Annotated in this window: 18 protein-coding genes; 9 read left to right on the top strand and 9 right to left on the bottom strand. The window is 71.8% G+C overall.

The genetic code is table 11. The features are described 5' to 3' along the window. The first annotated feature begins 77 nt into the window (after positions 1-77). The 9 genes from ACIRSU_RS07695 (at position 78) to ACIRSU_RS07655 (ending at position 9,569) form a co-directional block, all read left to right on the top strand. A complete protein-coding gene (locus ACIRSU_RS07695) occupies positions 78-995 on the top strand; it encodes an acetaldehyde dehydrogenase (acetylating) (RefSeq protein WP_403789810.1) in 918 nt (305 codons plus the stop codon). Further along, positions 992-2,005 (top strand): 4-hydroxy-2-oxovalerate aldolase, encoded by a 1,014-nt coding sequence (gene dmpG / locus ACIRSU_RS07690; RefSeq protein WP_403789809.1) that lies wholly within the window; start codon positions 992-994, stop codon positions 2,003-2,005. Before ACIRSU_RS07695 ends, dmpG begins: the two co-directional genes overlap by 4 nt. 59 nt (positions 2,006-2,064) lie before the next feature. Then, positions 2,065-2,931 carry a cupin-like domain-containing protein gene (locus ACIRSU_RS07685; RefSeq protein WP_403789808.1) on the top strand — a complete coding sequence of 289 codons (867 nt, stop codon included), beginning with the start codon at positions 2,065-2,067 and terminating at the stop codon, positions 2,929-2,931. Next, on the top strand, positions 2,931-4,184 hold the full coding sequence (locus tag ACIRSU_RS07680; RefSeq protein ID WP_403789807.1) for an aminotransferase class I/II-fold pyridoxal phosphate-dependent enzyme: 1,254 nt from the start codon (positions 2,931-2,933) through the stop codon (positions 4,182-4,184). Before ACIRSU_RS07685 ends, ACIRSU_RS07680 begins: the two co-directional genes overlap by 1 nt. Beyond that, a complete protein-coding gene (locus tag ACIRSU_RS07675) occupies positions 4,181-5,071 on the top strand; it encodes an HpcH/HpaI aldolase/citrate lyase family protein (protein ID WP_403789806.1) in 891 nt (296 codons plus the stop codon). Before ACIRSU_RS07680 ends, ACIRSU_RS07675 begins: the two co-directional genes overlap by 4 nt. Continuing rightward, entirely contained in the window at positions 5,068-6,033 is a 966-nt protein-coding gene (locus ACIRSU_RS07670) for an ornithine cyclodeaminase family protein (RefSeq protein WP_403789805.1), read from the top strand. The genes ACIRSU_RS07675 and ACIRSU_RS07670 overlap by 4 nt, the downstream gene beginning before the upstream one ends. Then, positions 6,020-7,390, top strand: a complete 1,371-nt coding sequence (locus ACIRSU_RS07665) for a hypothetical protein (RefSeq protein WP_403789804.1) — start codon at positions 6,020-6,022, stop codon at positions 7,388-7,390. Before ACIRSU_RS07670 ends, ACIRSU_RS07665 begins: the two co-directional genes overlap by 14 nt. Before the next feature lie 102 nt (positions 7,391-7,492). Beyond that, positions 7,493-8,014 carry a MaoC family dehydratase gene (locus tag ACIRSU_RS07660; RefSeq protein WP_403789803.1) on the top strand — a complete coding sequence of 174 codons (522 nt, stop codon included), beginning with the start codon at positions 7,493-7,495 and terminating at the stop codon, positions 8,012-8,014. A 58-nt stretch (positions 8,015-8,072) separates the two neighbouring features. Beyond that, positions 8,073-9,569 carry an aminopeptidase P family protein gene (locus ACIRSU_RS07655; protein WP_403789802.1) on the top strand — a complete coding sequence of 499 codons (1,497 nt, stop codon included), beginning with the start codon at positions 8,073-8,075 and terminating at the stop codon, positions 9,567-9,569. 72 nt (positions 9,570-9,641) lie between these two features. On the opposite strand, the gene ACIRSU_RS07650 is transcribed toward ACIRSU_RS07655, so the two are convergent. From ACIRSU_RS07650 to ACIRSU_RS07610, 9 genes are all read right to left on the bottom strand, one after another. Further along, on the bottom strand, positions 9,642-11,753 hold the full coding sequence (locus ACIRSU_RS07650; RefSeq protein WP_403789801.1) for a BTAD domain-containing putative transcriptional regulator: 2,112 nt from the start codon (positions 11,751-11,753) through the stop codon (positions 9,642-9,644). Positions 11,754-11,794: 41 nt separating this feature from the next. Then, positions 11,795-12,565, bottom strand: coding sequence for an SDR family NAD(P)-dependent oxidoreductase (locus ACIRSU_RS07645; RefSeq protein WP_403789800.1), 771 nt, complete (start codon positions 12,563-12,565; stop codon positions 11,795-11,797). Positions 12,566-12,674: 109 nt separating this feature from the next. Then, positions 12,675-14,048 (bottom strand): cation:proton antiporter, encoded by a 1,374-nt coding sequence (locus ACIRSU_RS07640; RefSeq protein WP_403790211.1) that lies wholly within the window; start codon positions 14,046-14,048, stop codon positions 12,675-12,677. A 17-nt stretch (positions 14,049-14,065) separates the two neighbouring features. Next, the gene (locus ACIRSU_RS07635; protein WP_403789799.1) at positions 14,066-15,592 is read right to left on the bottom strand and encodes an adenylosuccinate lyase family protein; all 1,527 of its coding nucleotides are present in this window, start codon (positions 15,590-15,592) and stop codon (positions 14,066-14,068) included. Between the two features lie 79 nt (positions 15,593-15,671). Continuing rightward, entirely contained in the window at positions 15,672-16,853 is a 1,182-nt protein-coding gene (locus ACIRSU_RS07630; protein ID WP_403789798.1) for a Glu/Leu/Phe/Val dehydrogenase dimerization domain-containing protein, read from the bottom strand. Next, the gene (locus ACIRSU_RS07625) at positions 16,846-18,327 is read right to left on the bottom strand and encodes a pyridoxal-phosphate dependent enzyme (RefSeq protein ID WP_403789797.1); all 1,482 of its coding nucleotides are present in this window, start codon (positions 18,325-18,327) and stop codon (positions 16,846-16,848) included. Before ACIRSU_RS07625 ends, ACIRSU_RS07630 begins: the two co-directional genes overlap by 8 nt. Beyond that, a complete protein-coding gene (locus ACIRSU_RS07620; RefSeq protein ID WP_403789796.1) occupies positions 18,314-20,143 on the bottom strand; it encodes a thiamine pyrophosphate-dependent enzyme in 1,830 nt (609 codons plus the stop codon). The genes ACIRSU_RS07625 and ACIRSU_RS07620 overlap by 14 nt, the downstream gene beginning before the upstream one ends. 29 nt (positions 20,144-20,172) lie before the next feature. Next, complete coding sequence (locus ACIRSU_RS07615; RefSeq protein ID WP_403789795.1) at positions 20,173-21,426, bottom strand: ABC transporter substrate-binding protein; 1,254 nt, start codon at positions 21,424-21,426, stop codon at positions 20,173-20,175. Between the two features lie 81 nt (positions 21,427-21,507). Further along, positions 21,508-22,452, bottom strand: coding sequence for a sulfotransferase family protein (locus tag ACIRSU_RS07610; RefSeq protein WP_403790209.1), 945 nt, complete (start codon positions 22,450-22,452; stop codon positions 21,508-21,510). Between the last annotated feature and the right edge of the window lie 342 nt (positions 22,453-22,794).

Below are 22,794 nucleotides of genomic sequence, written 5' to 3'. Positions count from 1 at the left end.
GGCGTCGGCTCCCCCGTGCCTGCAGTCAGGGCTGCCACAAGCAGCCGCACGCACATCGAACGGTGAGGACAACGCCCATGGGCCTGACGAACGCGCCTCCTGAGGTAGCCGAACCGGTGACGGTCGCCGTCATCGGTACCGGGGCGATCGGCCGGGACCTGGTCAGCAAGATCGACCGGTCCGCCGCCCTCGACCTCCGGCTGGTGGCCGGGCGCAACCCTGAGTCGGCGGGCCTGCGATACGCCGAGCGCCTCGGCTACCCCACCAGCGCCGCCGGCATCGAGGCCGTGCTGGCGCCCGCGCGCCCCTTCGACGTCGTCTTCGACGCCACCAGCGCCGCGTCCCACCGCGACCACTGGCCGCTGCTCGAACCGCTCGGGACGCTGGTGATCGACCTGACGCCCAGCAAGGTCGGGGAGATGGTGGCGCCGACCGTGACGGGGGTGTCGGCGCCGACCGGGCGCAACGTCAACCTGATCAGCTGCGGCGGCCAGGCCTCCGTACCGGTCGTGCACGCGCTCGCGGCCGCGTTCCCGGTCTCGTACGTCGAGGTCGTCTCCACCGTGGCCAGTGACGTCGCGGGCCGCGCGACCAGGCTGAACCTCGACGAGTACGTGGCCACCACCGGCCACGCCGTGACGGCGTTCTCCGGCGTCACCGACGTCAAGGCGATCCTCAACATCAGTCCCGCGGTGCCGCCGGCGACCTTCCGCACGGCCGTCCACGCCCTCATACCCGGCGCCGACCCGGCGGCGGTGCGTGCGGTCGTCGACCGGGTGGCCGAGCAGGTACGTTCCTTCGCCCCCGGCTACGAGGTCACCGCCTGCACCGCGGTCGACGACCGGGTCACCATCACCGTCCAGGTGACGGCGCACAGCGACGTCCTTCCGCCGTACGCCGGGAACCTCGACATCATCAACTCCGCGGCCGTCATGGTCGCCGAGCAGCACGCGGCCCGGCTCGGCCGGGCGGCCCGCACGGGGGTGGCGCGATGAGGCAGGTGCTGATCCACGACCCGACGCTCCGCGACGGCCAGCACGCGGTCCGGCACCAGCTCGGGGTGGCGGCCATCCGGCGCTACGCGGAGGCGGCGGACGCGGCGCGGATCCCGGTGGTGGAGGTCGGCCACGGCAACGGCCTCGGTGCCTCGTCGCTGCAGGTCGGCCTGGCCGCGGCGAGCGACGACGAGATGCTGTCGACCGTCCGGGAGGCGCTGCGCAACAGCCGGATGGGCGTCTTCATGCTGCCCGGCTGGGGCACCTCGGACGATCTGCGGAAGGCGATCGCGCACGGCGCCGACGTCGTCCGGATCGGCGTGCACGCCACCGAGACGTCGCTGGCCGAGCGCCACCTGGGCTTCCTGCGGGAGGCCGGCGCCGAGGCCCACTGCGTGCTGATGATGAGCCACATGGCCACCCCGGACGAGCTGGCCGAGGAGGCCGCGCGGGCCGTCGGGTACGGGGCGCAGGGCGTGGGGATCATGGACTCCGCGGGGCACTTCCTGCCGGCGGACGTCACCGCGCGGATCGGCGCGATCGTCAAGGCCGTCGGCACGGTCCCGGTGATCTTCCACGGGCACAACAACCTCGGCATGGCCGTCGCCAACTCGGTGGCCGCCGCCGACGCCGGCGCCACGGTCATCGACGGCTGCGCCCGTGGCTTCGGCGCCGGGGCGGGCAACACCCAGCTGGAGGTGCTCGTCCCGGTCCTGGAGCGGAGCGGGTTCGCGACGGGCATCGACCTGTACGGGCTGCTCGACGCGGCCGACCTCGCCGAGCGCGAGCTCATGCCGGCGCCGCCGGTGACCGCGTCGATGAGCATCGTCAGCGGCCTGGCCGGGGTGTTCTCCGGTTTCAAGCACCGGGTCGTGGAACTCTCCGCGGCCGCCGGTGTGGACCCGCGCGACGTCTTCTTCGAGCTCGGCCGGCGGCAGGCCATCGCCGGCCAGGAGGACCTGATCGTCGACGTCGTGGCGGAGCTGAGCGGCCGCGGCGCGACCGCCTGAGGGCACCCGATCCGGCCCATTCCAGGGGCCAAGGCTTTTCCGAAGGGAGGACAGACGACATGGCAGTTCCGGACGCTGTGACCGGGTCGAACGGGTCGGCGGGTGTGGAGGTCGCCCGCATGTCGTTCGACGAATTCCTGGCCGTCGGCCCGCAGGGGCTGTACAAGGCCGACCGACCGGTGGTGATCGAGCTGCCGAAGAGCGTGCAGGGGCTCGGCCGCGACGAAGTGGCCGCCCGGCTCGCCGAGATGACCGTCACCCTGTTCACCGAGCCGGGCGACAAGAACCACCCGGGGCGCTGGGAGACGCGGGACATCAGGCTCCGCGAGTTCTTCGCCGACGAGCGGCTCCTGAACAGCTCCGACACCTGGCACCGCGTGGTGTCGAACATCCGCAGCAGCCCCGCCGACGTCAACGCCGTCATCGGCTTCGACGCCGAGGAGTTCTTCGGCTACGGCGACAGCCTGTACGCGGCCAACCTGTGGATCAGCCACCGCGGTGTGTTCACGAAGAACCACTTCGACGAGTTCGAGAACTTCAACATCGCCCTGGAGGGCCGCAAGCGCTTCATCATCGCGCCGCCCGGCGTGCGGGACTACTACCCGCGCTCGGTGCTGCGCGGGTTCGGCGACAAGTCGAAGGTGTTCGACCTCGACGACGCCGACCTGAAGCGCTACCCGAGGCTGGCGGCCAAGCTCGCCCAGCGCCGTGACTTCGTCCTCGAACCCGGCCACATGCTCTACCTGCCGCTCGGCTGGTGGCACCAGGCCGAGTCGCTGGACGAGATGAACATCAACGTCAACTTCTGGCTCAAGTCGAAGAAGATCCTCCGCAGGCCGCACGTGCTCGGCGTCGCGCTGTACACGTACGCCTACCGGAGATTGAAGGGCGTCTACAGCTACCGTCCCACCGAGGTGAACTCCTGATGAGCGAGCGCAAGACCATCACCCCCACGCACAAGTACCGCAACAACGACCGGCTTATCGGGATCGGCAACGAGTTCTGGAACATGTCCTACGAGCACGGGGTCGCCGGCATCGTCGGCGACCTCGAGGACGGCGTGTTCCACATGCCCGACGGGCACGAGTTCGTCAACTTCACCGTCTGCTCCTATCTGGACCTGGACACCCACCCCAAGGTCATCGACGGCGCCGTGAACTCGCTGCGCCGCTTCGGCGTGCTCGACCACTGCATCCCGCGCACCCGCGTCCAGACCCCGGTGCTGCTCGAACTGGAGGAGTCGCTCGGGGAGCTGTTCGGCGCGATGGTGATCAGCGCCATATCCACCGCCGCCGCCAGCACCGGCCTGCTCCCGATCATCGCGTCGGGCCACCTCGGCAACGGCACCCGGCCGCTGATGGTCTTCGACAAGAACGCCCATGTCTCGATGGCCAACGCCAAGCCGAGCTGCGCCGACGAGACCGAGGTGGTCACCTGCCGCCACCACGACCTCGACTTCCTCGAGGACATGTGCCGCACCTACGAGCGCGTCTGCTACGTGGTCGACGGCTCGGACAGCCTCGGCGGCTACGCGCCCGTCGCCGAACTGGCCGAACTGCAGGACAAGTACAACATGATGGTCTTCTACGACGACTCGCACTCGCTGTCCGCGTACGGCGAGCGCGGCATCGGCTATGTCCGCTCGCACTCCCCCGTCCTCGACGAGCGCACCATCACCGTGGCGACGCTCAGCAAGGGCTTCGGAGCCGGTGGCACGGCGATCCTGCTCGACGGCTACCCGCAGGAGACGCGGCGCCTGATCGAGCGCTTCGCGGGCCCGCTGGGCTACTCGCAGAAGATGAACGCCGCCGCCGTCGGCGCGGCGATCGCCTCGGCCGAGATCCACCGCACCGACGAACTCACGCAGCTGCAGGGGCGCCTGCGCTCCAACATCGCGCTGTTCGACTCGCTGGTCACGACCGAGCAGGCGGCGAGCACGTACCCGATCCGCGTGGTGCCGATGAGCGACGAGACCGTCGTCGACGCCGCCAAGCAGGTCTTCGCGGCCGGCTTCTACACCTCGCCGGTGTTCTTCCCGATCGTCGCCCGCGGCACGGCCGGACTGCGCGTGATGCTGCGGGCGGGCCAGACCGAGGAGCAGATCAAGCGGCTCGCCGCCGCGCTGATCGAGGCCGGGGCGCGCCCGGCGGCGTCGGCGCCCGAGTCGGTGGCCCGGTGACCGGCCCGGCACGGGCGATCCCGCGCAGCATCCTCTACACGCCCGCGCTCTCCCTCGACCGGGTGACGAAGGCCTGGTCGTACGAGGCGGACGTCCACCTGATCGATCTGGAGGACTCCGTACCGCCGGCCGAGAAGCCGGCCGCCCGCACGGTCTGCCGGGCCGCGCTGGAGAAGGCGCCGCGGCCGGCCAACGTCGGCGTGCGCATCAACGAGCTCGGCGGCATGGCCGCGGTGCACGACGTGCTGATGCTGGCCGAGAGCCCGGTGAAGCCCGGCATCGTCGTGATGACGATGGTGACCTCGGGCGCCGAGATCGACCTGCTGCGGCGCATGCTGGCGTCCGGCGGGGCGCATCCGGAGATCTACGTGACGGTGGAGACGGTCGAGTCGGTCACCGCCGTCGACGAGATCGCGCGCGCGGCCGACGGTCTGGTGCTCGGCTCGGCCGACCTGGCCGCCACGCTGGGCGTCGAGATCACCTGGGAGGCCATGCTGGCCGCCCGCCAGGCGATGGCCATGGCCTGTGCCCGGTACGGGACGGCGTGCATCGACACCGCCAACTTCCGGCTCGCCGAGCCGGAGGTCCTCGCGGAGGAGACCACCCGGGTCAAGGGCCTCGGCTTCCACGGCAAGGTGACCGTGCACCCGGCCGAACTCGACGTGATCAACCGGATCCTGGGGCCCCGCCCGGACGAGCTGGCGCTGGCCCGGCGGGTCGCGGAGGCGGTGGCGGCGGCCGACGGCGGGATCGCCGTGGTCGACGGCAACATGGTCGGCCCGCCCTTCGCCCGCCGGTCCCGTGACACCGTGGCGCGCGAGGACGCCTGGGCGAGCCGCTTCGGCGGCGAGGGCGACGGCCACGGCGGAACGGGCGGCGCCGCATGACCGCACCGCTGATGGTCGGCGCCGCCGACATGGCCGGGGTCCGGCGCATGACCCGGGTGATCGACACGCTCGGCGAGATGTTCACGGACCTCGCCGGCGGCCGGACCCGCTCCCCCGCCCGTACCGTCGTCGAGCACGGCGACCAGCGGGTGCTCCTGGTCAGCCCAGCCGTCTGGGAGCAGCGCGGCGTGGGCAGCGTCAAGGTCACGACGCTGACCCCCGACAACCCGGACCGCGGGCTGCCGCTGATCCACGGGATCGTCGCGCTCACGGACCTGGCGACCGGGCGGATCACCGCCCTGCTCGACGGCGCCGAGCTCACCGCCGTCCGCACCGGCGCGGTCGCCGCGCTCGCGACCCGTCGGTGCACCGCCGAGGACGCCGACGACCTCGCGGTGATCGGCGCGGGAGTGCAGGCGGAGGCCCTGATCCGGGCGGTGACGGCGGTACGCCCGATCCGCGGCGTCCGGATCCACTCGCGCACCCGCGCCCGCGCCGAGCAACTCGCCGACCGGGTACGGGAGACGGCGTCGCGGCCCGTCCGCGTGACGGTCTGCGACACCGTGAAGGACGCCGTCGCCGACGCGGCGATCATCTGCACGGCCACCTCGACCGACGACGCGACGCCCGTGGTGGAGGCGGACTGGGTGGCCGCCGGGGCGCACGTGAACGTGATCGGCGGCACGCACCCGGACGCGATCGAGGTCGAACCGGCCCTGCTCGCCGGGGCCGTGACGATCGTCGAGGAGCTGGCCGCGGCCCTTGACGGCGCGGGTGAGGTCCGGGCCGCGCTGGCCGGCGGCCTGATCACGGCCGACGACCTGTACGAGCTGGGCTCGGTGGTGGGAGGTACGGCCGACGTCGTGGGCCGGACGTCGGTGCTGCGCACGGTCGGGATGGCCATCGAGGACACCGCCGCCGCGGTGGCGCTGTTCGAAGGGGTGGCGGATGGACACGTATAAGGACCTGGGCCTCGTCGAGGACGCCGACGTGGGGCACCCGTGGTTCGGCCGGCACCGGCTGAGGCCCGCCGCGCCGGCGGAGACGATCCGGCGGATGCTGCGGCACGAGCTCCGGGACACCGGCTGGCCGTACCAGCGGCTGCTGCCGGCGGCACCGATGGCGATCCCGCGCGCGTCCTACGCCGAGGTGTTCCGGGCGGCCCTCGCGCTGACCGAACTGCTGCGCCGTACCGCCCTGGAGACCGGACCCACCACGGCCGACCGGCTGGCGGCCTACCGCATGCCCGGCACCGAGGACCGGCTCTGGCTGGCCGACCCGTTCACCGAGGAGCGGTACGCCGACTGCGTGGTCCGGCCCGACCTGGTCATCGGACCCGACGGGCCGCGGTTCCTGGAGTTCAACGTCAGTGGCGCGCTCGGCGGCGTCGTCGAGACGCAGAGCCGGCTCTCGGTGTGGCGCAGGCTGCACGCCGACGCGGACGGCCGCACGCCGTTCGGCTCGCACAGCCCCTTCGCCGTGCGCGCCGGGATGTTCCGGTCGCTCGCCGCGGAGCGGGGGGTGGCGCCGCGGGTGGCCGTCGTCGGCAGCGCCCGGGTGAACGGCGTGGAGCGGCGGTACTTCGAGATGGAGGCCGACCACTACAACAGCCACGGGCTGACCGCGCGCTTCTTCGAGCCGGAGGAGCTGCACGAGGCGTGGGACTGCGCCCCGCACCTGCGCCACGGGATCGGGCTGCGGAACTTCACCATCCCGGACTGGCTGGAGGTCGGTCTCGACACCGCGCCGGTCCAGGACGCCCTGGACAACGGCTGTCTGCTGGTGGGCACCCAGACGTCGACCTTCATGCACAGCAAGGTCACCATGGGGCTGCTCTCGGAGGGGCGGCCCTGGATGACGGCGGCCGAGCGCGCTCTCGTCGACCGGTATCTGCCGTGGACGCGGGTCCTCGCGGAGCGGAAGACCGAGCGCGAGGGCCGGACGGTCGATCTGCTGCCGTTCGTCCTGGAGAACCGGGAGCTGCTGGTGCTCAAGGCCGGCCTCGGCGAGAGCGGCAAGCAGGTGGTCATCGGCCGTGAGGTCGAGCAGGCCGGCTGGGAGTCCGCCGTCGGCGAAGCCGTCGCCTGCGGCACGAGCATCGTGCAGGAGTTCGTGGCGCCGCAGACCTGCCGGGTGGCGCTGATCGCCGACGACCGCGACGAGCCGTACGAGGCGGATGTCGCCCCGGTGCTCGGCCCGCTGCTGTTCGGCGGCCGCCCGGCCGGGCTGTTCTGCCGCTTCTTCGGCGACGGTTCCGCCGGGATCGTCAGCGTCCGGGGGCACACGAGCAGTTCCGACAACGTGACGGTGGCCGTCTGACGGCGTGCCGCCGCCCGTGTCCCGCATCGCCCCCGCCTCTCCCTCCCGGCGCGCGCCCCGCGCGCCGGGAGCCCTTCACCCACATCACCGGAGTGACACCGCATGACCCTGCGCCGCGTCAATGACCACGAGTACGTCGAGGAACACGGCGGGGACTACGAGGACTTCGAGCCCGGCATGGTGATCCGGCACTGGCCGGGCCGCACCCTGTCCGAGGCCGACAACACCTGGCTGACCCTGCTCACGATGAACCAGCACCCGCTGCACTTCGACCAGCACTACGGGGCCGGCGCCGAGTACGGGAAGGTCCTGGTCAACAGCGGCATCACGCTGTGCCTGATCGGCGGGATGACCGTGCAGGCGCTGTCCGCGCGGGCGGTGGCCAACCTGGGCTGGGACCGGGTCCGGCTGAAGGAGCCGGTCTTCGTCGGCGACACGCTCTACGCGACGAGCCGGATCCTCGGCAAGCGCCTGTCGAAGTCCCGGCCGGGACAGGGCATCATCACGGTGGAGACGACGGGCACGAAGTCGACGGGCGAGACCGTCATCGTCTTCGAGCGGTCGTTCATGGTGCGCTGCCGTGACGGGCACGACCCGGCCGGGGAAGACGCTACGGTTTTGTGATCGCCATTTTTCATGGTCAGGTGCTCGTGAAGTCGACGGGCCTGACAGGATGTTGGGCATGCCGAGCGAGAATCAACCCAAGGCCGGCCACCGCGGTATCCCCGCGAGCGCCGAGTTCCGCGAGTTCATCGCCTCCGGGTGGGCCACCGACGACCGCCCGCCGACGCCCCGTGACGAGGTCGCCGACCCCGCGGCCCGCCGCCGGGCGGCTCTCTCCGAGCGTTTCCCCGGCGAGCGGCTCGTCCTCCCCGGCGGCGGCCTGAAAGTACGCAGCAACGACACCGACTACACCTTCCGGCCGCACACGGCCTTCGCCCACCTGTCCGGGCTCGGCGCGCACGCCGAACCCGACAGCGTCCTGGTCCTCGATCCCAGGCCCGAGGGGGGCCACGAGGCCGTCCTGTACACCCGTCCGCCGGCGCCGCGGGACAGCGAGGAGTTCTACGCCGACTCGCGGTACGGCGAGTTCTGGGTCGGCTCCCGTGAGACCCTCGCGGACCTCGAGTCGCGGCTGGGGCTGACCGCCCGCCACATCGACTCGCTCGCCGACGACCTCGCCAAGGACGAGGCCGCCGCCCGGCTGCGCGTGGTCCGGTCGGCCGACCCGCGGCTCGCCGAGCTCGTCGACGCCACCCGCACCCAGGCCGGGTCGACGCTGACCGGCCCGGAGCAGGAGGAGGCCGACGACGAGCTGGCCCGCCACGTCTCCGGGATGCGGCTGGTCAAGGACGCGTGGGAGGTCGGCGAGATGCGCAAGGCGATCGCCGCCACCCACAAGGGCTTCGAGGCGATCATCGCCACCCTGCCGGAGGCGGTGCGCAAGGGCCGCGGCGAGCGGTGGGTCGAGGGCATCTTCGGTCTGTACGCCCGGCACGAGGGCAACGGCGTCGGATACGAGTCGATCTGCGCGTCCGGCGACCACGCCAACACCATCCACTGGACGCGGAACACGGGCGAGGTCCGGGAGGGCGACCTCATCCTGGTCGACGCCGGCGTCGAGATCGACTCCCTGTTCACCGCCGACATCACCCGCACCCTGCCGGTGTCCGGCCGCTTCACCGACGTCCAGCGCAAGATCTACGACGCGGTGCACGAGGCGCAGCAGGCCGGCATGGAGGCGGTGAAGCCCGGCAACCGGTTCAGCGACATCCACGCCGCCGCGAACCGGGTCATCGCCCGCCGCCTGCACGAGTGGGGGCTGCTGCCCGAGGGGGTCACGCTCGAGCAGACCCTCGACCCGGAGCGCGGCGGCTGGCACCGCCGCTGGATGGTCCACGGCACCTCCCACCACCTGGGCATGGACGTGCACGACTGCCAGCTGCTGCTGCGCTCGGAGTACATGGACGGCGAGCTGAAGCCGGGCATGATCCTCACGGTCGAGCCGGGCCTGTACTTCAAGGCCGACGACCTGTTCGCGCCGGAGGAGTTCCGCGGCATCGGTGTGCGCATCGAGGACGACGTGCTGGTGACCGAGGACGGTTACGAGAACCTGTCCGCCGCGATGCCGCGCGGTTCGTACGAGGTGGAGGAGTGGATCGCGCGGGTGTCGCGCTAGCACCGCACCCCTACGAGCGAGTCGTGCCCCTGCCGGTGTTCCGGCAGGGGCACCCTTGTCTCTTCCGGTGGCTCAGGCCGACCGGCGGGCGGGCTCCGGAAGACTGCCGGACGGGTTGCCGGTGAGCCTGGCGCGCAGTTCGGTGAGCAGGTCGAGCAGACGGCCGGTCGGGTCGTGGCCGACGAGGACCCGCAGCAGGTCGAGCTCCTGGCGGTACCAGGCGAGGGTGCTCTCGCGGACCGCGCGGTGGTCGGCGAGTTTCAGCTGTGCGCTCAGGACGCCGGTGTAGTGGCTGACCAGGCGCTGGATCTCCTTGCCGGAGTCGGCCGGGTAGGGGCCGAGGACGGATTCCGGCCAGTCCTGGCAGAACAGCCGGACCAGTTGCGGCACCCGGTACCGGTCGCCGTCCAGCGCCTCGACGAGCCCCGCGTGGATGAGCGACTCAGCGACCGTGTCGGCCTCGGCCTTCGAGTCGAGCAGCCCGGCCAGGGCGTCGCCGCTGACGACGGGCACGTCCAGCTCGCTGAGCACGCACAGCGTCCCGAGGGCGGCCGGGGTGCCGATGCGGCGGACCAGGCGCACTCCGGCGCAGATGCTGGCGCGCATGCTGAACCGGTCGAAGGTCAGCAGGTCGAGGCGGTCCTTGGACTCGGCCAGGCGGGTCGCCAGGACGTCCACGGACCAGTCGGGCCGCCGGGCGAGCCGGGCGGCGGCGATGCGCAGGGCGAGCGGAAGGTACTCGCACATCCGGGCGACGGCCGCCAGGGCGGCGCGGCTTCCGGCGCGGTTCGAGCCGGCGTAGCGGTGCAGCAGTTCACCGGTGTCGGCGATGCTGAGCCGGCCGAGCCAGATCTGGTTCATGCCGCAGGCGACGGCCAGTGCCGGCCGGCCCACGACGAGGACGGCGCACTCGCTGCTGCCCGAGAGCAGGGGCCGTACCTGGTCGGCGTCCACGACGTCGTCGACCACCACGAGGATCCGGCGGGTCGCCGCGAGGGCGTGCCAGCGGGCCGCCGCTCCGTCGAGGTCGGCGGGTATCTCCTCGTCGGGCAGGCCGAGGGCGCGCAGCAGCCCGTGGAGCGTGCCGAGCGGGGTGGTCGGGGAGCGGGGCGAGCTGCCGCCGAGGTCGAGGTAGACCTGGCCGTCGGGGAAGCGGTCGGCGACGAGGTGCCCGGCGCGCAGCGCGAGCGCGGTCTTGCCGACGCCGCCCGCGCCGTGCACCGCGCAGAGCGTCTCGCCCGCGCGCAGGCGCTGCACCAGGGTGGCGAGTTCCTCGTCCCGGCCGACGAGGAAGGTGGGTTCGGGCGGCAGCCGGGGCGGCTCCGCCCCTTCGGCCCGCACCGCGGGACCGGGGGCCGGCTCGGCCTGGAGGAGCAGGGCGGGGTCCTCCTGGAGGATGCGCTGGTGCAGGTCGCGCAGCGGTTTGCTGGGCTCGATGCCGAGTTCCTTGACGAGCAGATGGCGCAGGTCGTGGTAGGTGCCCAGGGAGTCCGCCTGCTGGCCGGTGCGGTAGAGGGCCAGCATGAGGTGCTCGTGGAGGCGTTCGCGGAGCGGGTACTGCGACACGATCTGCTTGAGGTCGGGCAGTACGGCCTCGTGCTGTCCGAGCCCGACCTGGGCGCCGAGCCGTGCCTCGATGACGGACAGCCGGGACTCCTCCAGACGGGCCGTCTCGGCCATGACCGACGGGGTGAGCGGTACGTCGAGGAGCGGGCTGCCGCGCCACAGGTCGAGCGCGGCGGTGTAGCTCTCGACGGCTCCGCCGAGGTCGTGGGCCTCCATCCGGCGGCGTCCGGTGCGGACGTGGCACTCGTACTCGTGGATGTCGACGGCGCCCTGCCGGACGACCAGTTGGTAGCCCGGCGCCCGGGTGACCAGGTGTTCGCCGAGCGGGTCGCCGAGCAGGCGCCGCAGCCGCCACACGTATCCGGCGAGGAGCCGGTTGGCGCTGCCGGGCGGGTTGTTGCCCCACAGCTCGGAGATGAGCTGCTCGGAGGGGACCACCCGGTTGCCGTTGAGTACGAGCAGGGTCAGGAGGGTGCGCTGCTTGGCGGCACCGATGCCCGTCCACTCCCCGTCGGTGTGCACCTCGAAGGGTCCGAGGACCCGGTATCGGTGTCCGGTCGTTCCGGTGCTGGTGCTGGTGCTGTTGCCGGTGCTTGCGTGGGGGGTTGGTGCACTCATCGACTTCTGCCTTCAGTGGCGTTCTTCGGTGGCGTCGTGCGTCAACGGCCGAGCATCGCCCCGCCGTTGATATGCAGGATCTGCCCGTGGACGTACGCGGCCTCGGGCGAGCACAGGTAGCGGATGGCGGCGGAGACCTCCTGCGGGGTGCCGCCCTGCTTGGTGAGGGTGGCGTCCACCCGGGAGGCGACGAACGCGGGCGTCGCGCGCTCCCCGAAGAACTCGGTGTCGGCGACGTAGCCGGGGGCCACGGCGTTCACGGTGATGCCCTCGGCGCCGACGCGCTGGGCGAGTTCGTACACGTACGCGTGCAGGGCCGCCTTGGATCCGCCGTAGGATCCCGGGCCGCGTACGGCGGCGATCGAGGACAGGTGGACGACGCGTCCGCCGGGGCGGCGCATCGCGGGCAGGAGGGCCTCGGTGAGCAGGACGGCGGTCAGCGTGTTGGCCTTGAAGTTGCGCAGGTAGCCGTCGGCGATCTGCTCCAGGGTGCCGCCCGCGTCGGGGGCGACGTTCCCGCCGGCGTTGGTGACGATCACGTCGACCGGGCCGTCGCCGGTGATCCGCGCGGCGGCTTCGGCGGTGTCGGCCGGGAGGGAGAGGTCCGCCCGGATCCAGCTGACCCGGTCGGTGTCGTGGCGCTTGTTCACCGCGGCGGCGGCGTCGCGCAGGACGTCCTCGCGCCGTCCGATGATGATCACCTCGTCGCCGGCGGCGGCGAAGTCCTCGGCCGTCACCAGGCCGATGCCGGTGCCGCCGCCGGAGATCACCACGCGGCGGGGGGTGCGGTGGGCGTCGTTGGGTGCGTTCACATCTGCTCCTCGAAGGGGCCCGGTCCGTCGCCTTGGACCGGGCCCTTGTCGTCTTTCCGGGTCGTGCGCTGTACGGGTCGTGCGCTGTGCCGGTCGTGCGCTGTGCGCGTCAATCCGCGGCGCGGCCGGCCACCAGGGGTTCCGCCCGTTCGCGTACCGCGGGGGTGTCCTCGATCTGCCACGCGGCCAGTTCGCGTTCCCGGCCCAGCTCCAGCTCGGTGGGTACGGTGCGGCGCATCGCCGCCCGCAGCATGGGCGCGGCCATGATCGAGGTCACGACGGCGACCAGCACGAGCAGGGTGTAGACGGCGGGGCTGAGGATGCCGCTGCGCAGCCCCACGTTGGCGACGATGATCTGCACCACGCCACGCGCGTTGAGCCCGGCGCCGATGGCGAAGGCGTCCCAGCGCGGGAGTCCGCTCAGCCGGGCCCCGAGGTAGGCGCCGCCCAGCTTGCCGACGATGGCGATCGCGAGGACCGCGAGCCCGGCGAGCAGCACGGTGGGCCGGGCCAGCGCCGTGAGGTCGATCCGCAGGCCGGCGGTGGCGAAGTACACCGGGGCGAACACGGACATGACGATGGTCCGCAGCGGGGCGAGGCTCGCGGCGGGCAGCAGCGAGATGGTGGCGAGGCCGACGACGAAGGCGCCGAACACCGCCTCCAGGTGCAGCGACACGGCCGCCGCCGCGCCCAGGAGCAGGAGGATCACCAGGACGGCGCTGTTCCGGCCGGTCGTGCCCCCGGCGCCGGAGTCGCGCTCCGGGAGCCGCTTGAGCAGGGGCGCGACCAGGAACCTGACGGCCAGGGCCACGCCGCCGGTGAACAGCACGAGCGACAGGGCGGAGTGGCCGAGGGCGGCCGCCATGCTGCCGCCGGTACCCATGGCGACGATCGCCGACAGCGCGAACCAGGCGGCGGCGTCGTCCACCATGCCCGCGGCCAGGGTGAGCTGGCTGGTGTTGCGGTGCAGCAGGTTCATGTCGGCGAGCGTCTTGGCGATGACCGGCAGGGCGCTCACGGCCAGCGCCACGCCGATCATCAGGGCGAACACGGTGCGCCCGCCGTGCGCCGCCAGACTGTCCGGCATCAGGCTTTCCGGGGCGAGGTAGCCGGCCGCGATGCCGAGTCCGAAGGGCAGCACCAGGCCGGCGAAGGCGGTGATCCCGACCGACCGGGTGTGCCGTCTGATCATCGCCATGTCCAGGTGCCCGCCGGTCATACCGACGAGCAGGATCACCCCGAGCTGTCCGACCCCGTCGAGCAGGGCGGCCTGCTCCGGGCCGCCGGGGATGAAGTGCTCGGCGAGGCCGGGGGCGGCGTTGCCGAGGACGGAAGGACCGACCAGGACGCCGACGAGGAGTTCGCCGACGACGACGGGCATCCCGAAGCGTCCGGCCAGGCGTCCGAAGAGCAGCGCCAGGGTGAGGAGCACGGCCACCTGGAGGAGGAAGACCATGAGCTGGGGTGCCGGCAACCCTGGCATGGTCACGGCGGCGAGGTTCATGAGTGTGCGGTGCCCTTCTGCGGCGGAAGCGTCCCGGTGCCCCTGCCGTGCAGGTAGTCGGCGGCCTTGCGGGTGACGTCGCGGGTCAACGCGGCGGAGGCGCCGAGGTGTTCGGCCGGGTCGAGTACGTGGTCGAGGTCGAGGTCGGCGAGTTCGGAGACCACCTTCGGGTGGCGTTCCAGGACCTCCCGGAACGGGACGCCCTCCTCGCGCGCGGTCTGGCTGATCTCGTACACCACATGGTGCGCGGCCTGCTTGCCCAGGCGCTGCGCCAGGGTGAGCATGAGGGCCTCGGTGGTCACCTGGTGGGCGACGGCGGTGACGTTCTCCCGCATGCGGTCCTCGTGGACGATGAGACCGCTGACGATCTGCCGGAAGATCTCGCAGGCGGCGAGGGTGTGGTGGGCCACGTCCGGGACGCAGGCCCATTCCAGGCGCAGCGAACGGGAGTCGCGCTCGTGGTCGCCGATCATCGCGGTGAGGGCCGTGGACACCTGGGCGGCGGCGAGGCGGGCCATGACGACGACCTGCTCGCACCGCTCCGGGTTGCGCTTGTGCGGCATGGTGCTGCTGCCGACCTTGCCGAAGCTCCAGGCCTCGGAGACCTCGCCGAACTCCTGGCGGGACAGGGTGCGGATCTCGTCGGCCGCCCGGCCCATGGTGCCGGCGACCATGGCGAGGACGGAGGCGTACTCGACGATGCGGTCGCGGGCGACGTGCCAGCCGATCAGCGGGGCGTGCAGTCCGAGGCGCTCGGCGAACCTGGCGAGGAGCTCCTGGCTCTGCTCGCCCAGGCCGGCCATCGTGCCCGCGCCGCCGAAGAGCTGGGCGACGAGGACGCGCTCGCGGGCCTCGCGCAGCCGCTCGGTGTGCCGGAGCAGTTCGTCCAGCCAGCTGGCCGCCTTGAGCCCGAAGGTGATGGGCAGGGCCGGCTGGGCGTGGGTACGGCCCAGGGCCAGCGTCTCGGCGTGCTGGTCGGCGAGTCGCGCGACGTGCGTGATGGTCTCGTCGAGCAGCCGCTCCAGCTCGTCGAAGACGTCCCGCAGTTCCAGGGACTGCGCGGTGTCCTGGATGTCCTGGGTGGTGGTTCCGAAGTGGATGTACTGGCCGGCCTCGCCGTCGCACGCCCGCTCCAGGACGCGCAGCAGGCCGACGAGGGAGTGGCCGGACTCCAGGGTGGCCTTCTTGACCTCCTCGGGGTCGACCTTCTCCACGGTCGCGGCCTCCGCGATGCGCTCGGCGGCCCAGGCGGGGATGATCCCGAGGTCGGCCTGGGCGAGGGAGAGCTGGGCCTCCACGGTGAGCCAGCGCTGGATGCGACAGGTGTCGCAGAATATGGCGCGGCTCTCCGGGGTGGCGTAGCGGTCACCGAGCAGGAAGGAGTCGGTGATGTGCCCCCGGTCGTGGGAGCAGGGGGTCGTGGGCGCCGAGGCTTCCGTGGACTCGGCGGAGTCGGCGGACTCGGCTTCGAGGGTGGCTTCGAGCAGGGTCGACACTGCCGTGGACTGGGCTGAGAGGGACATTTCCGTCTCCAGATCGCGACCGTCTTTGAGGGGGGTTGGGGGGCGTCCGGCCGGGGAGCCGGACGCCGTTGCGGGATGTTCAGACCACGGAAAGCGCCCTGGCCAGCAGCGGGCTGTTGCCGTAGGCGCGGGCGCCCGCCGCTTCGGCCGCCGTCTCCTGCGTCGCCTGGCGTTCGGCGACTTCGCGTACGAGCGTGTTCTCGAGCCTGCTGGTGCTGATCAGCTGTCCGGTGAGTTCGTGCATCATCGCCGCGACGAGATCGAGGGTGTGCCGGGGTGTGCCGATGCGTTCCGGCCCGAAGAGCGCCTCCATGGAGGCCGAACCGCCGATGCCGCCGATGAAGTCGGGTACGACGAGCACTCCGCGCTCGTGCAGGGCCCGCTCCACCGGTTCGCTCAGGCCGTTGTTGGCGCCGACCACGACGACGGACGCGGGAAGCTCCGCCGCCTGCTCCGGGGTCATCGCGTTCTCCGCCGCCGCGAGGACGAGCACGTCGCAGGGCTGCGTGAACACGGCGTCCGCGGGCAAGATCGTCACTTCCGGAGCAACGTCCGAGGCCCGCAGCCCGTTACGGGTGGCCAGCATGGCCTTGATGTCGAGGGCGGAACCGTCGGGGCGGGCGACGCAGCCGAACTGGTCGGCGACCGCCCCGAACACGGCGCCTTCCTCGGCGAGCGTGTAGGCGGCGGCCCGGCCGAGGTTGCCGAACCCCTGCAGGGAGCAGGAGACCTCACCGGTGAGGCCGGCGGCGCGGGCGGCCGCGAGGGCGGCGTGGGCGACGGCGTGCCCGGCCCGGCGTTCGCCGAGGGTGAGGGTGCCGACGGGGGCGTCCAGGAGCCGGAACCGGGCGAAGAACTCGTCGTCGCTCAGGCCCTGGGCCCGCTTGACGGCGTACTTGATGGACGGGATGCCCAGCCGGCGCGCCGCCGCGTCGAGTTCGTCGAAGCGGGTGCCCATGTCGCAGCCCATGCTGAACCTGGTCAGCAGCTGCTCGCGCAGGAAGGCGAGGAAGCGCTCCATCGCCGCCTTGCTGCCGGGGGCGGCGGGGTCGTAGTCGAGACCGCACTTGGCCCCGTCGACCGAGATGCCGAGCACCCGCTGCTTGAGGGTCATGCGCGCGGCCAGCGAGGACAGGGTCTGCGCGGTGAGACCCGGCTGCATCCGGCAGCCGCCCGCGGCCATGCGCGCCGACGCCCTGTCGTACACCAGCCAGCCGGTGAAGCCCTCGACGGGGTCGACGTACTCCAGGATCTCACTCACTGACGTCATCCTCTCGGTTCGGCGTCGGGGCGACGGCGGCCGGGGCGGCCGTGACCGGGGCACCCGTGACTGGGGCGTCGGCGGCCCGGGCGGCGAGGAAGGCCGCGATGTCCGCGCGGGTGACGACGCCCTCGACGAGGCCGTCACGCAGGACCAGGACGGTGTCGTCGCCGCCGACGAGGGCCAGGGCCTGCGCCACCGGCTGTCCGGCTCCGGTGAGGGGCAGGGGCGGCTCGGCGAGTTCGCCCACCGGCCGCTCCAGTACGCGTACGTCGGCGGCCAGGGCCTCGGTGATCGCGCGCGCGGTGATCGTGCCGGTGACCTCGGCGAGCCGGACGGATGCCGTGGCCCTGGTCACCGGCAGCGCGGGCAGGTGATGGCGGCTCAGCAGGGCGAGGGCGCTCGCCAGGGTGTCGTCGGGGGTGACGGCGGGCAGCGCCGGACGCGCGGTGACGCCCGCGAGCACCTCCCCCAGTACCGGGCCGGCGCCGGCGTCCGTGCCTTCGTCGGCGCCGTCGCCGGTGCCGAAGCCGCGGGTGGCCATCCAGGTCTCGTTGAAGATCTTGGAGATGTAGCCGCGGCCCGAGTCGGGGACGAGCACCACCACGACGTCCTGCGGGCCGAGCCCGGCCGCGACGTCCAGGGCCGCGGCGACGGCCATGCCGCCGGAGCCGCCCACCAGCATGCCCTCCTCGCGGGCGAGGCGGCGGGTCATCTCCAGGGCGGCGGCGTCGGAGACCGGGATCAGCCGGTCCGGCACCGCCGGGTCGTAGGAGGCGGGCAGCGTCGGCTGGCCCACGCCCTCCAGGAGATACGGTCGCAGGGCCGGCGAGGTGTAGATGGAGCCGTCCGGGTCGGCACCGACCACCGTGACGCCGCCGGAGGAGACCTCCTTGAGATACCGCCCGGTGCCGGAGAGGGTGCCGCCGGTGCCGACGCCCGCGACGAAGTGGGTCACCCGGCCGTCGGTCTGCTTCCAGACCTCGGGGCCGGTGGACCCGTAGTGCGTCCGCGGATTGGCCGCGTTGGAGTACTGGTCGAGCAGCAGTCCGCCGGGGATCTCCGCGGCCAGGGCGCGCGCCCTGTTGCGGTAGAAGTCGGGGTGGTCGAAGGGTGCCGTGGCCGGACAGACCACGACCCGGGCGCCGTACGCGCGCAGCAGGTCGATCTTCTCCGGGGACACCTTGTCGGGGCAGGTGAAGACCACGGAGTAGCCGCGCTGGGCGGCCACCATGGCGAGGCCGACGCCGGTGTTGCCCGAGGTGGGCTCCACGATCGTCGCGCCGGGCCGCAGGGTGCCGTCGGCCTCGGCCGCCTCGATCATGCCGAGCGCGATGCGGTCCTTGCTGGAGCCGCCCGGGTTGAGGTACTCCAGCTTGGCGAGCACGGTGGCCGGCACGTCCTTCGCCACCCGGCGCAGCCGCACCAGCGGGGTGCCGCCGATCAGGTCGAGGAGCGAGTCATGCGCTTCCACGGGCACCTCCACCGTGGCCGGCCGCGGCGACGTCGATGCGCCGGTAGGGAGAGGTGTGGGCGAGGCTCGTGCGGACGTGCAGCAGCGAAGGGCCGTCGTGCCGCAGGGCCGTCACCAGGGCGTCCTTGACATCGGCCGGGTCGGTGACGCTCAGTCCGAGTGCGCCGTACGCCTCGGCAAGCCGCGCGAAGTCGGGGTTGCGCAGGTCCGTCGCGATGGCCCGGCCGGGGAACTCCCGCTCCTGGTGGAGGCGGATGGTGGCGTAGCTGCGGTTGTCCGAGACGATCACCACGAGCGGCAGGCCCGCCTCGACGGCGGTGATCAGTTCGCTGCCGTTCATCAGGAAGCCGCCGTCTCCGACGACGACCACGACCGGGTTCCCGGGTGCGCGCAGCGCGGCGGCGACGCCCGCGGGGACGCCGAAGCCCATGGGGCTGGAGGTGACGCCGAGCAGCCGGCCCGTGCCGGTGAACCGCAGATAGCGGTAGACCCAGCTGGTGAAGGTGCCGGAGTCGACCACGACCGTCGCCTCGCCCTGGGTGCACTCGTCGAGGGCGGCGACCACGTCGCCGAAGACGATCCCGTCGGGCGCGTCCTGGCCCTGCCAGACGGCCTTGTCGGTCTCGATGCGGTGCAGGCGTTCGATCCACTCGCCGCGAGCGGCGTGCGGTGCGGAGCGCGGGGCGGCGTCGGCGAGCGCGCGCAGGAACGCGGCGGGCGTGCAGGCCAGGCCCAGTTCCGTCGCCCGGCCGGCGCCGATCCTGGCCGGGTCGCCGTGCACGTGGACGAGCGGCTGGGCCGGCACGGGAGCGCCGGGGAAGGCCCCGCCGCGGGTGGTGGTCTCGTCCAGGCGGGTGCCGACGGCCAGGACCAGATCGGCCTCCTGGAAGGCGGCCAGCTGCGGCTTCTGGGTGGCGTTGTGCAGGTGACCGGCGTAGTGCGGGTGCCGGTTGTCGAAGAGGTGCTGCTGCTTGTTCGCGGTGACCACGGGGATGCGGTGCCGCTCGGCGACCTGACGTAACAGCAGTCGCCCCGCGGATGTGTCGAGTTGCTCTCCAGCGAGGATCAAGGGCCGTTCGGCAGCATCGAGCAGGGCGAGCACGGCGGCGAGGTCCTCGCCCGCGGGCGCGGTCTCGGAGAGCGGCACGCGCCGCGAGGGCAGACCACTCGGGTCCGGCTGCCCGATGACGTCTTCCGGCACCTCGATGATCACCGGTCCGGGGGTGCCGGACTCGGCGATGCGGAAGGCGCGGGCGACGAGCGACGCGGCCGAGGCCGGGTCGTTCAGGACCAGGGTGGCCTTGCTGAAGCCGCCGAAGAATCCGGCGCAGTCGATCTCCTGGAACGCCTCGCCGCTGCGCCGGCTCCGCTTGACCTGGCCGACGATCAGGATCAGCGGGGCGGCCTCCTGCCAGGCCGCGTGCACCGCGATGCTGGCGTTCGTCGCTCCGGGGCCGCGGCTGACGAGGCAGACGCCCGCCCGCCCCGTGAGCTTGGCGTCGGCCAGGGCCATGAAGCCGGCCGACGCCTCGTGCCGGGAGGTGACCACCTCGACGGCGTCCTCGCGGTCCCGGGTGGCGTACAGGGAGTCGAGGACCGGCAGATAGCTCTCGCCCGCGACGCAGAAGACCCGGTCGACGCCGTGGCCCTGCATGCTCGCCACCATCGTCGCGGCCGCGGTGGGTGCCGGTATGCCGGTGATCGGTGTGTCGGTGATCGGTGTGCCGGTCTTGGGTGTGCCGGTGATCGGTGTGCTCGGTGCCGGTGTGCCGGGTGTCGGTGCACTGGAGACCGGTGCGGTGTTCCGCTCCGTCATGAACTGTCCCTCTGGTTCGGGTGCACCGATCAACGGAGCGCGTCGGCCGGCACGTAGGCCGCGTTGGCAAGGGAGTCCGGGTACACGATCGCGGACTCGTCGAAGGTCTGGCCGACCTTCTGGTACTGCATGATCTGCAGCCGCGGCATGTTGTGGTGCCAGTGCTCGGAGCCCCGCTCGAACCGCAGCGGTCCGCGCCAGGTGTCGAACTCGTGGGACTCCAACGCCTCGATGACGGCGTCGTGTTCGGTGGTTCCGGCCAGTTCGATGGCGCGGGCCAGGATGGTGACGTCGGTGAAGGCGCTGAGGGTGGTGTCCGGCGCGTAGCCGCCGTACATCGCCTCGTAGCGCTCGGTGAACCAGCGCCCGATGTCGGTGAGCCCGTCCCAGGTGGGCCGGTACTGGATGCCGGCCCACATGATGCCGACGCCGGCGTCGCCCGCCTCGCGCCAGAAGTCGTGGGAGCGGGTCGGGAAGCCGAAGGTGACCATCATCGGGACCTGGGGACGCAGGCCCAGCTCGGCGGCCTGCTTGATCATCAGGTAGTTGGTGCGGATCACACCGTCGTTGATGATGAGGTCCGGCTCCCAGTCCTTGACCGCCTTGAGCTGTTCGCTCAGGTCGTAGGTGGTCTCCTGCGGGAAGTCGAAGCGCAGGAACTCCATGCCGTGGACGGACGTGCCGTATTCCTCGATGGTGTCGGCGGTGGTCAGGCCGAAGACCGTGTCGGCGGCGATCATCGCGATGCGCCGGAATCCCAGGCTGGCGGCGTAGTCCATCATCAGCGGGACGCGGTCGGCGATGGAGAAATACTGTCGGAATATGGAGCGGTATCCGGAGGACGTCACGTCGATCTGGCCGTTCTCGACGAATGTCGGAATACCGATCTTGTCGGCGAGCGCGGAGACGTACTTCGACGTGCGCAGATGCCACTGGCCGAAGACGCCGGCCACCTCGTCGATCTGTGCGAGTTTGGCGAGTTCACCGACGGCGGACCGCGCCATTCCCTCTTCGGCGGCGGTGGCCTGGTCGTTGCGCAGGACGAAATCGATCTGGCGGCCGCCGAGAATGCCGCCCTGCTCGCGAATGTACTCGGCACCTATTCGGGCGCCACGGGATACGATCACGCCGGCCACGGAGTCACCGGGGCCGGTGAGCGGCGTGAGAATTCCCAGCTTCACCGGGTTGTCTCCGGCGAGCTTGCTCACCTCCGCTATCTCAGCGCGCGCCATCTGCTCGTGGGTCATCGACTCGTCGGACATGCGGTCTGATACCTCCGTCATTGAGCGATCATGCGTGTGGGGGCTGATGATCGACGCGTGGGAGGTCGGCCACTCGCACGCGTCGGATGCACATATCTGCGGTCAGAGGTTGAAGGCTCGGCGGTATGCGGCGAAGCGCTCGTCGAGTTCACGGGCGTCCAGGCCGAACTCCTCGGCCGAATAGCTGTGCTTTCCGTGCTTGTCCTTGGGGTTTCCGGCGAGGAAGCCGCGGACCCGGTCGGCCGCGGCCGGCGACCACGGGATGCCGGCGAAGCCGCACACCCGCGCCACCGTCCCGACGGGGTCGGAGACGAGGTCGGAGTAGCGGAGGTCGAGGACCGGAAGTCCGGACGGCAGGACCTCGGCCGGCCGGGTCTCGGCGAGGGCGCGGCCGACGTGCTCGGCCCAGTACCCGCCGATCTCGCGTTTGTCGACCTCGCCGGCCCTGGCCCCTCTGACGACGCTCGTCAGGCTGCACAGCGAGGGCAGGCAGGCCTTGGGGTCGCGGTGCAGCCGTACGACGCGGGCCTGCGGATAGACCTCGGCCAGCGTGTCCAGGTGCCACATGTGGGAGGGGCACTTGAGCACGACGTGCTCGGCCGGCTCGGCTTGCAGCAGGCAGCCGAGCAGGGTGCGGTGGTACGCGTAGCTCGGCCGCATGTCCTGCTCGCGCAGCCAGGCGACATAGCCCGGGATGCGGTAGCGCAGGGCGTAGATGTCGGCGCGGAAGGTGCCTCCGGTCAGCCGGTGGCACTCCTCGGGGCGGTGCGCGTCCAGCGGATGGATGGCCTTGAAGAGGGGCGCCTTCTCGTAGTACTCGGTGACGTACTCCTCGGCCGCCTTGATCGCCGCGGAGCGCTCGGGCTCACCCGCCGCGGCGGCGGCCGGCGCCAGCATTTCCCAGAGTCTGGGTGCGCGGACCGCCGGGAGTTCGGCCATCAGATTCTGCAGCAATGTGGTGCCGCTGCGGAAGATGCCGGTAATGAAAACAGGTCCCGGTATCTGCTGCTGAGCAACCTCGGGATTACGCCGGATTAACTCGTCCACACGGGAACGGGTTACCAGTTGATCAGCGAGGGCCTTACCCACTGCGGCAGCTCCCGAAACGGTGAGCCGGGCTTCGCTCTGCAGGGCCGAGGTCAACTGCTCGAGAGCGGGAAGAAGATATTCCGTGTCGTGAGATCGATCTCGGTTCACGCCGCCGATCTCGATGCCCGCCGCATCGATGATCTTTTCCGGATTCAGGCAGGCCAACTGTTCATGTTCGGCAAACGGCGACGGCAACGAATCTCCCCCTGTCGCTCGCGATCGTCCTGCGTAACTGAACTGGTCTTCGATCGTTGGAAGACCGTACCAACATGATCACGCCTTGCGCAATGGTTGTGATCA

Origin of the sequence: Streptomyces sp. NPDC101160 (assembly GCF_044768205.1) — a bacterium.
Taxonomy (GTDB): Bacteria; Actinomycetota; Actinomycetes; order Streptomycetales; family Streptomycetaceae; genus Streptomyces.
The sequence above is the reverse complement of the archived record's forward strand: the minus strand, read 5'-3'. Positions and strand labels throughout refer to the sequence as shown.

Bases quoted from the DNA above. Each gene is read 5' to 3' on its own strand.
- ACIRSU_RS07695 (WP_403789810.1), top strand. From the start codon at position 78: ATGGGCCTGACGAACGCGCCTCCTGAGGTAGCCGAACCGGTGACGGTC.
- dmpG (WP_403789809.1), top strand. From the start codon at position 992: ATGAGGCAGGTGCTGATCCACGACCCGACGCTCCGCGACGGCCAGCAC.
- ACIRSU_RS07685 (WP_403789808.1), top strand. From the start codon at position 2,065: ATGGCAGTTCCGGACGCTGTGACCGGGTCGAACGGGTCGGCGGGTGTG.
- ACIRSU_RS07680 (WP_403789807.1), top strand. From the start codon at position 2,931: ATGAGCGAGCGCAAGACCATCACCCCCACGCACAAGTACCGCAACAAC.
- ACIRSU_RS07670 (WP_403789805.1), top strand. From the start codon at position 5,068: ATGACCGCACCGCTGATGGTCGGCGCCGCCGACATGGCCGGGGTCCGG.
- ACIRSU_RS07665 (WP_403789804.1), top strand. From the start codon at position 6,020: ATGGACACGTATAAGGACCTGGGCCTCGTCGAGGACGCCGACGTGGGG.
- ACIRSU_RS07660 (WP_403789803.1), top strand. From the start codon at position 7,493: ATGACCCTGCGCCGCGTCAATGACCACGAGTACGTCGAGGAACACGGC.
- ACIRSU_RS07655 (WP_403789802.1), top strand. From the start codon at position 8,073: ATGCCGAGCGAGAATCAACCCAAGGCCGGCCACCGCGGTATCCCCGCG.
- ACIRSU_RS07650 (WP_403789801.1), bottom strand. From the start codon at position 11,753: ATGAGTGCACCAACCCCCCACGCAAGCACCGGCAACAGCACCAGCACC.
- ACIRSU_RS07640 (WP_403790211.1), bottom strand. From the start codon at position 14,048: ATGCCAGGGTTGCCGGCACCCCAGCTCATGGTCTTCCTCCTCCAGGTG.
- ACIRSU_RS07635 (WP_403789799.1), bottom strand. From the start codon at position 15,592: ATGTCCCTCTCAGCCCAGTCCACGGCAGTGTCGACCCTGCTCGAAGCC.
- ACIRSU_RS07620 (WP_403789796.1), bottom strand. From the start codon at position 20,143: ATGACGGAGCGGAACACCGCACCGGTCTCCAGTGCACCGACACCCGGC.
- ACIRSU_RS07615 (WP_403789795.1), bottom strand. From the start codon at position 21,426: ATGACGGAGGTATCAGACCGCATGTCCGACGAGTCGATGACCCACGAG.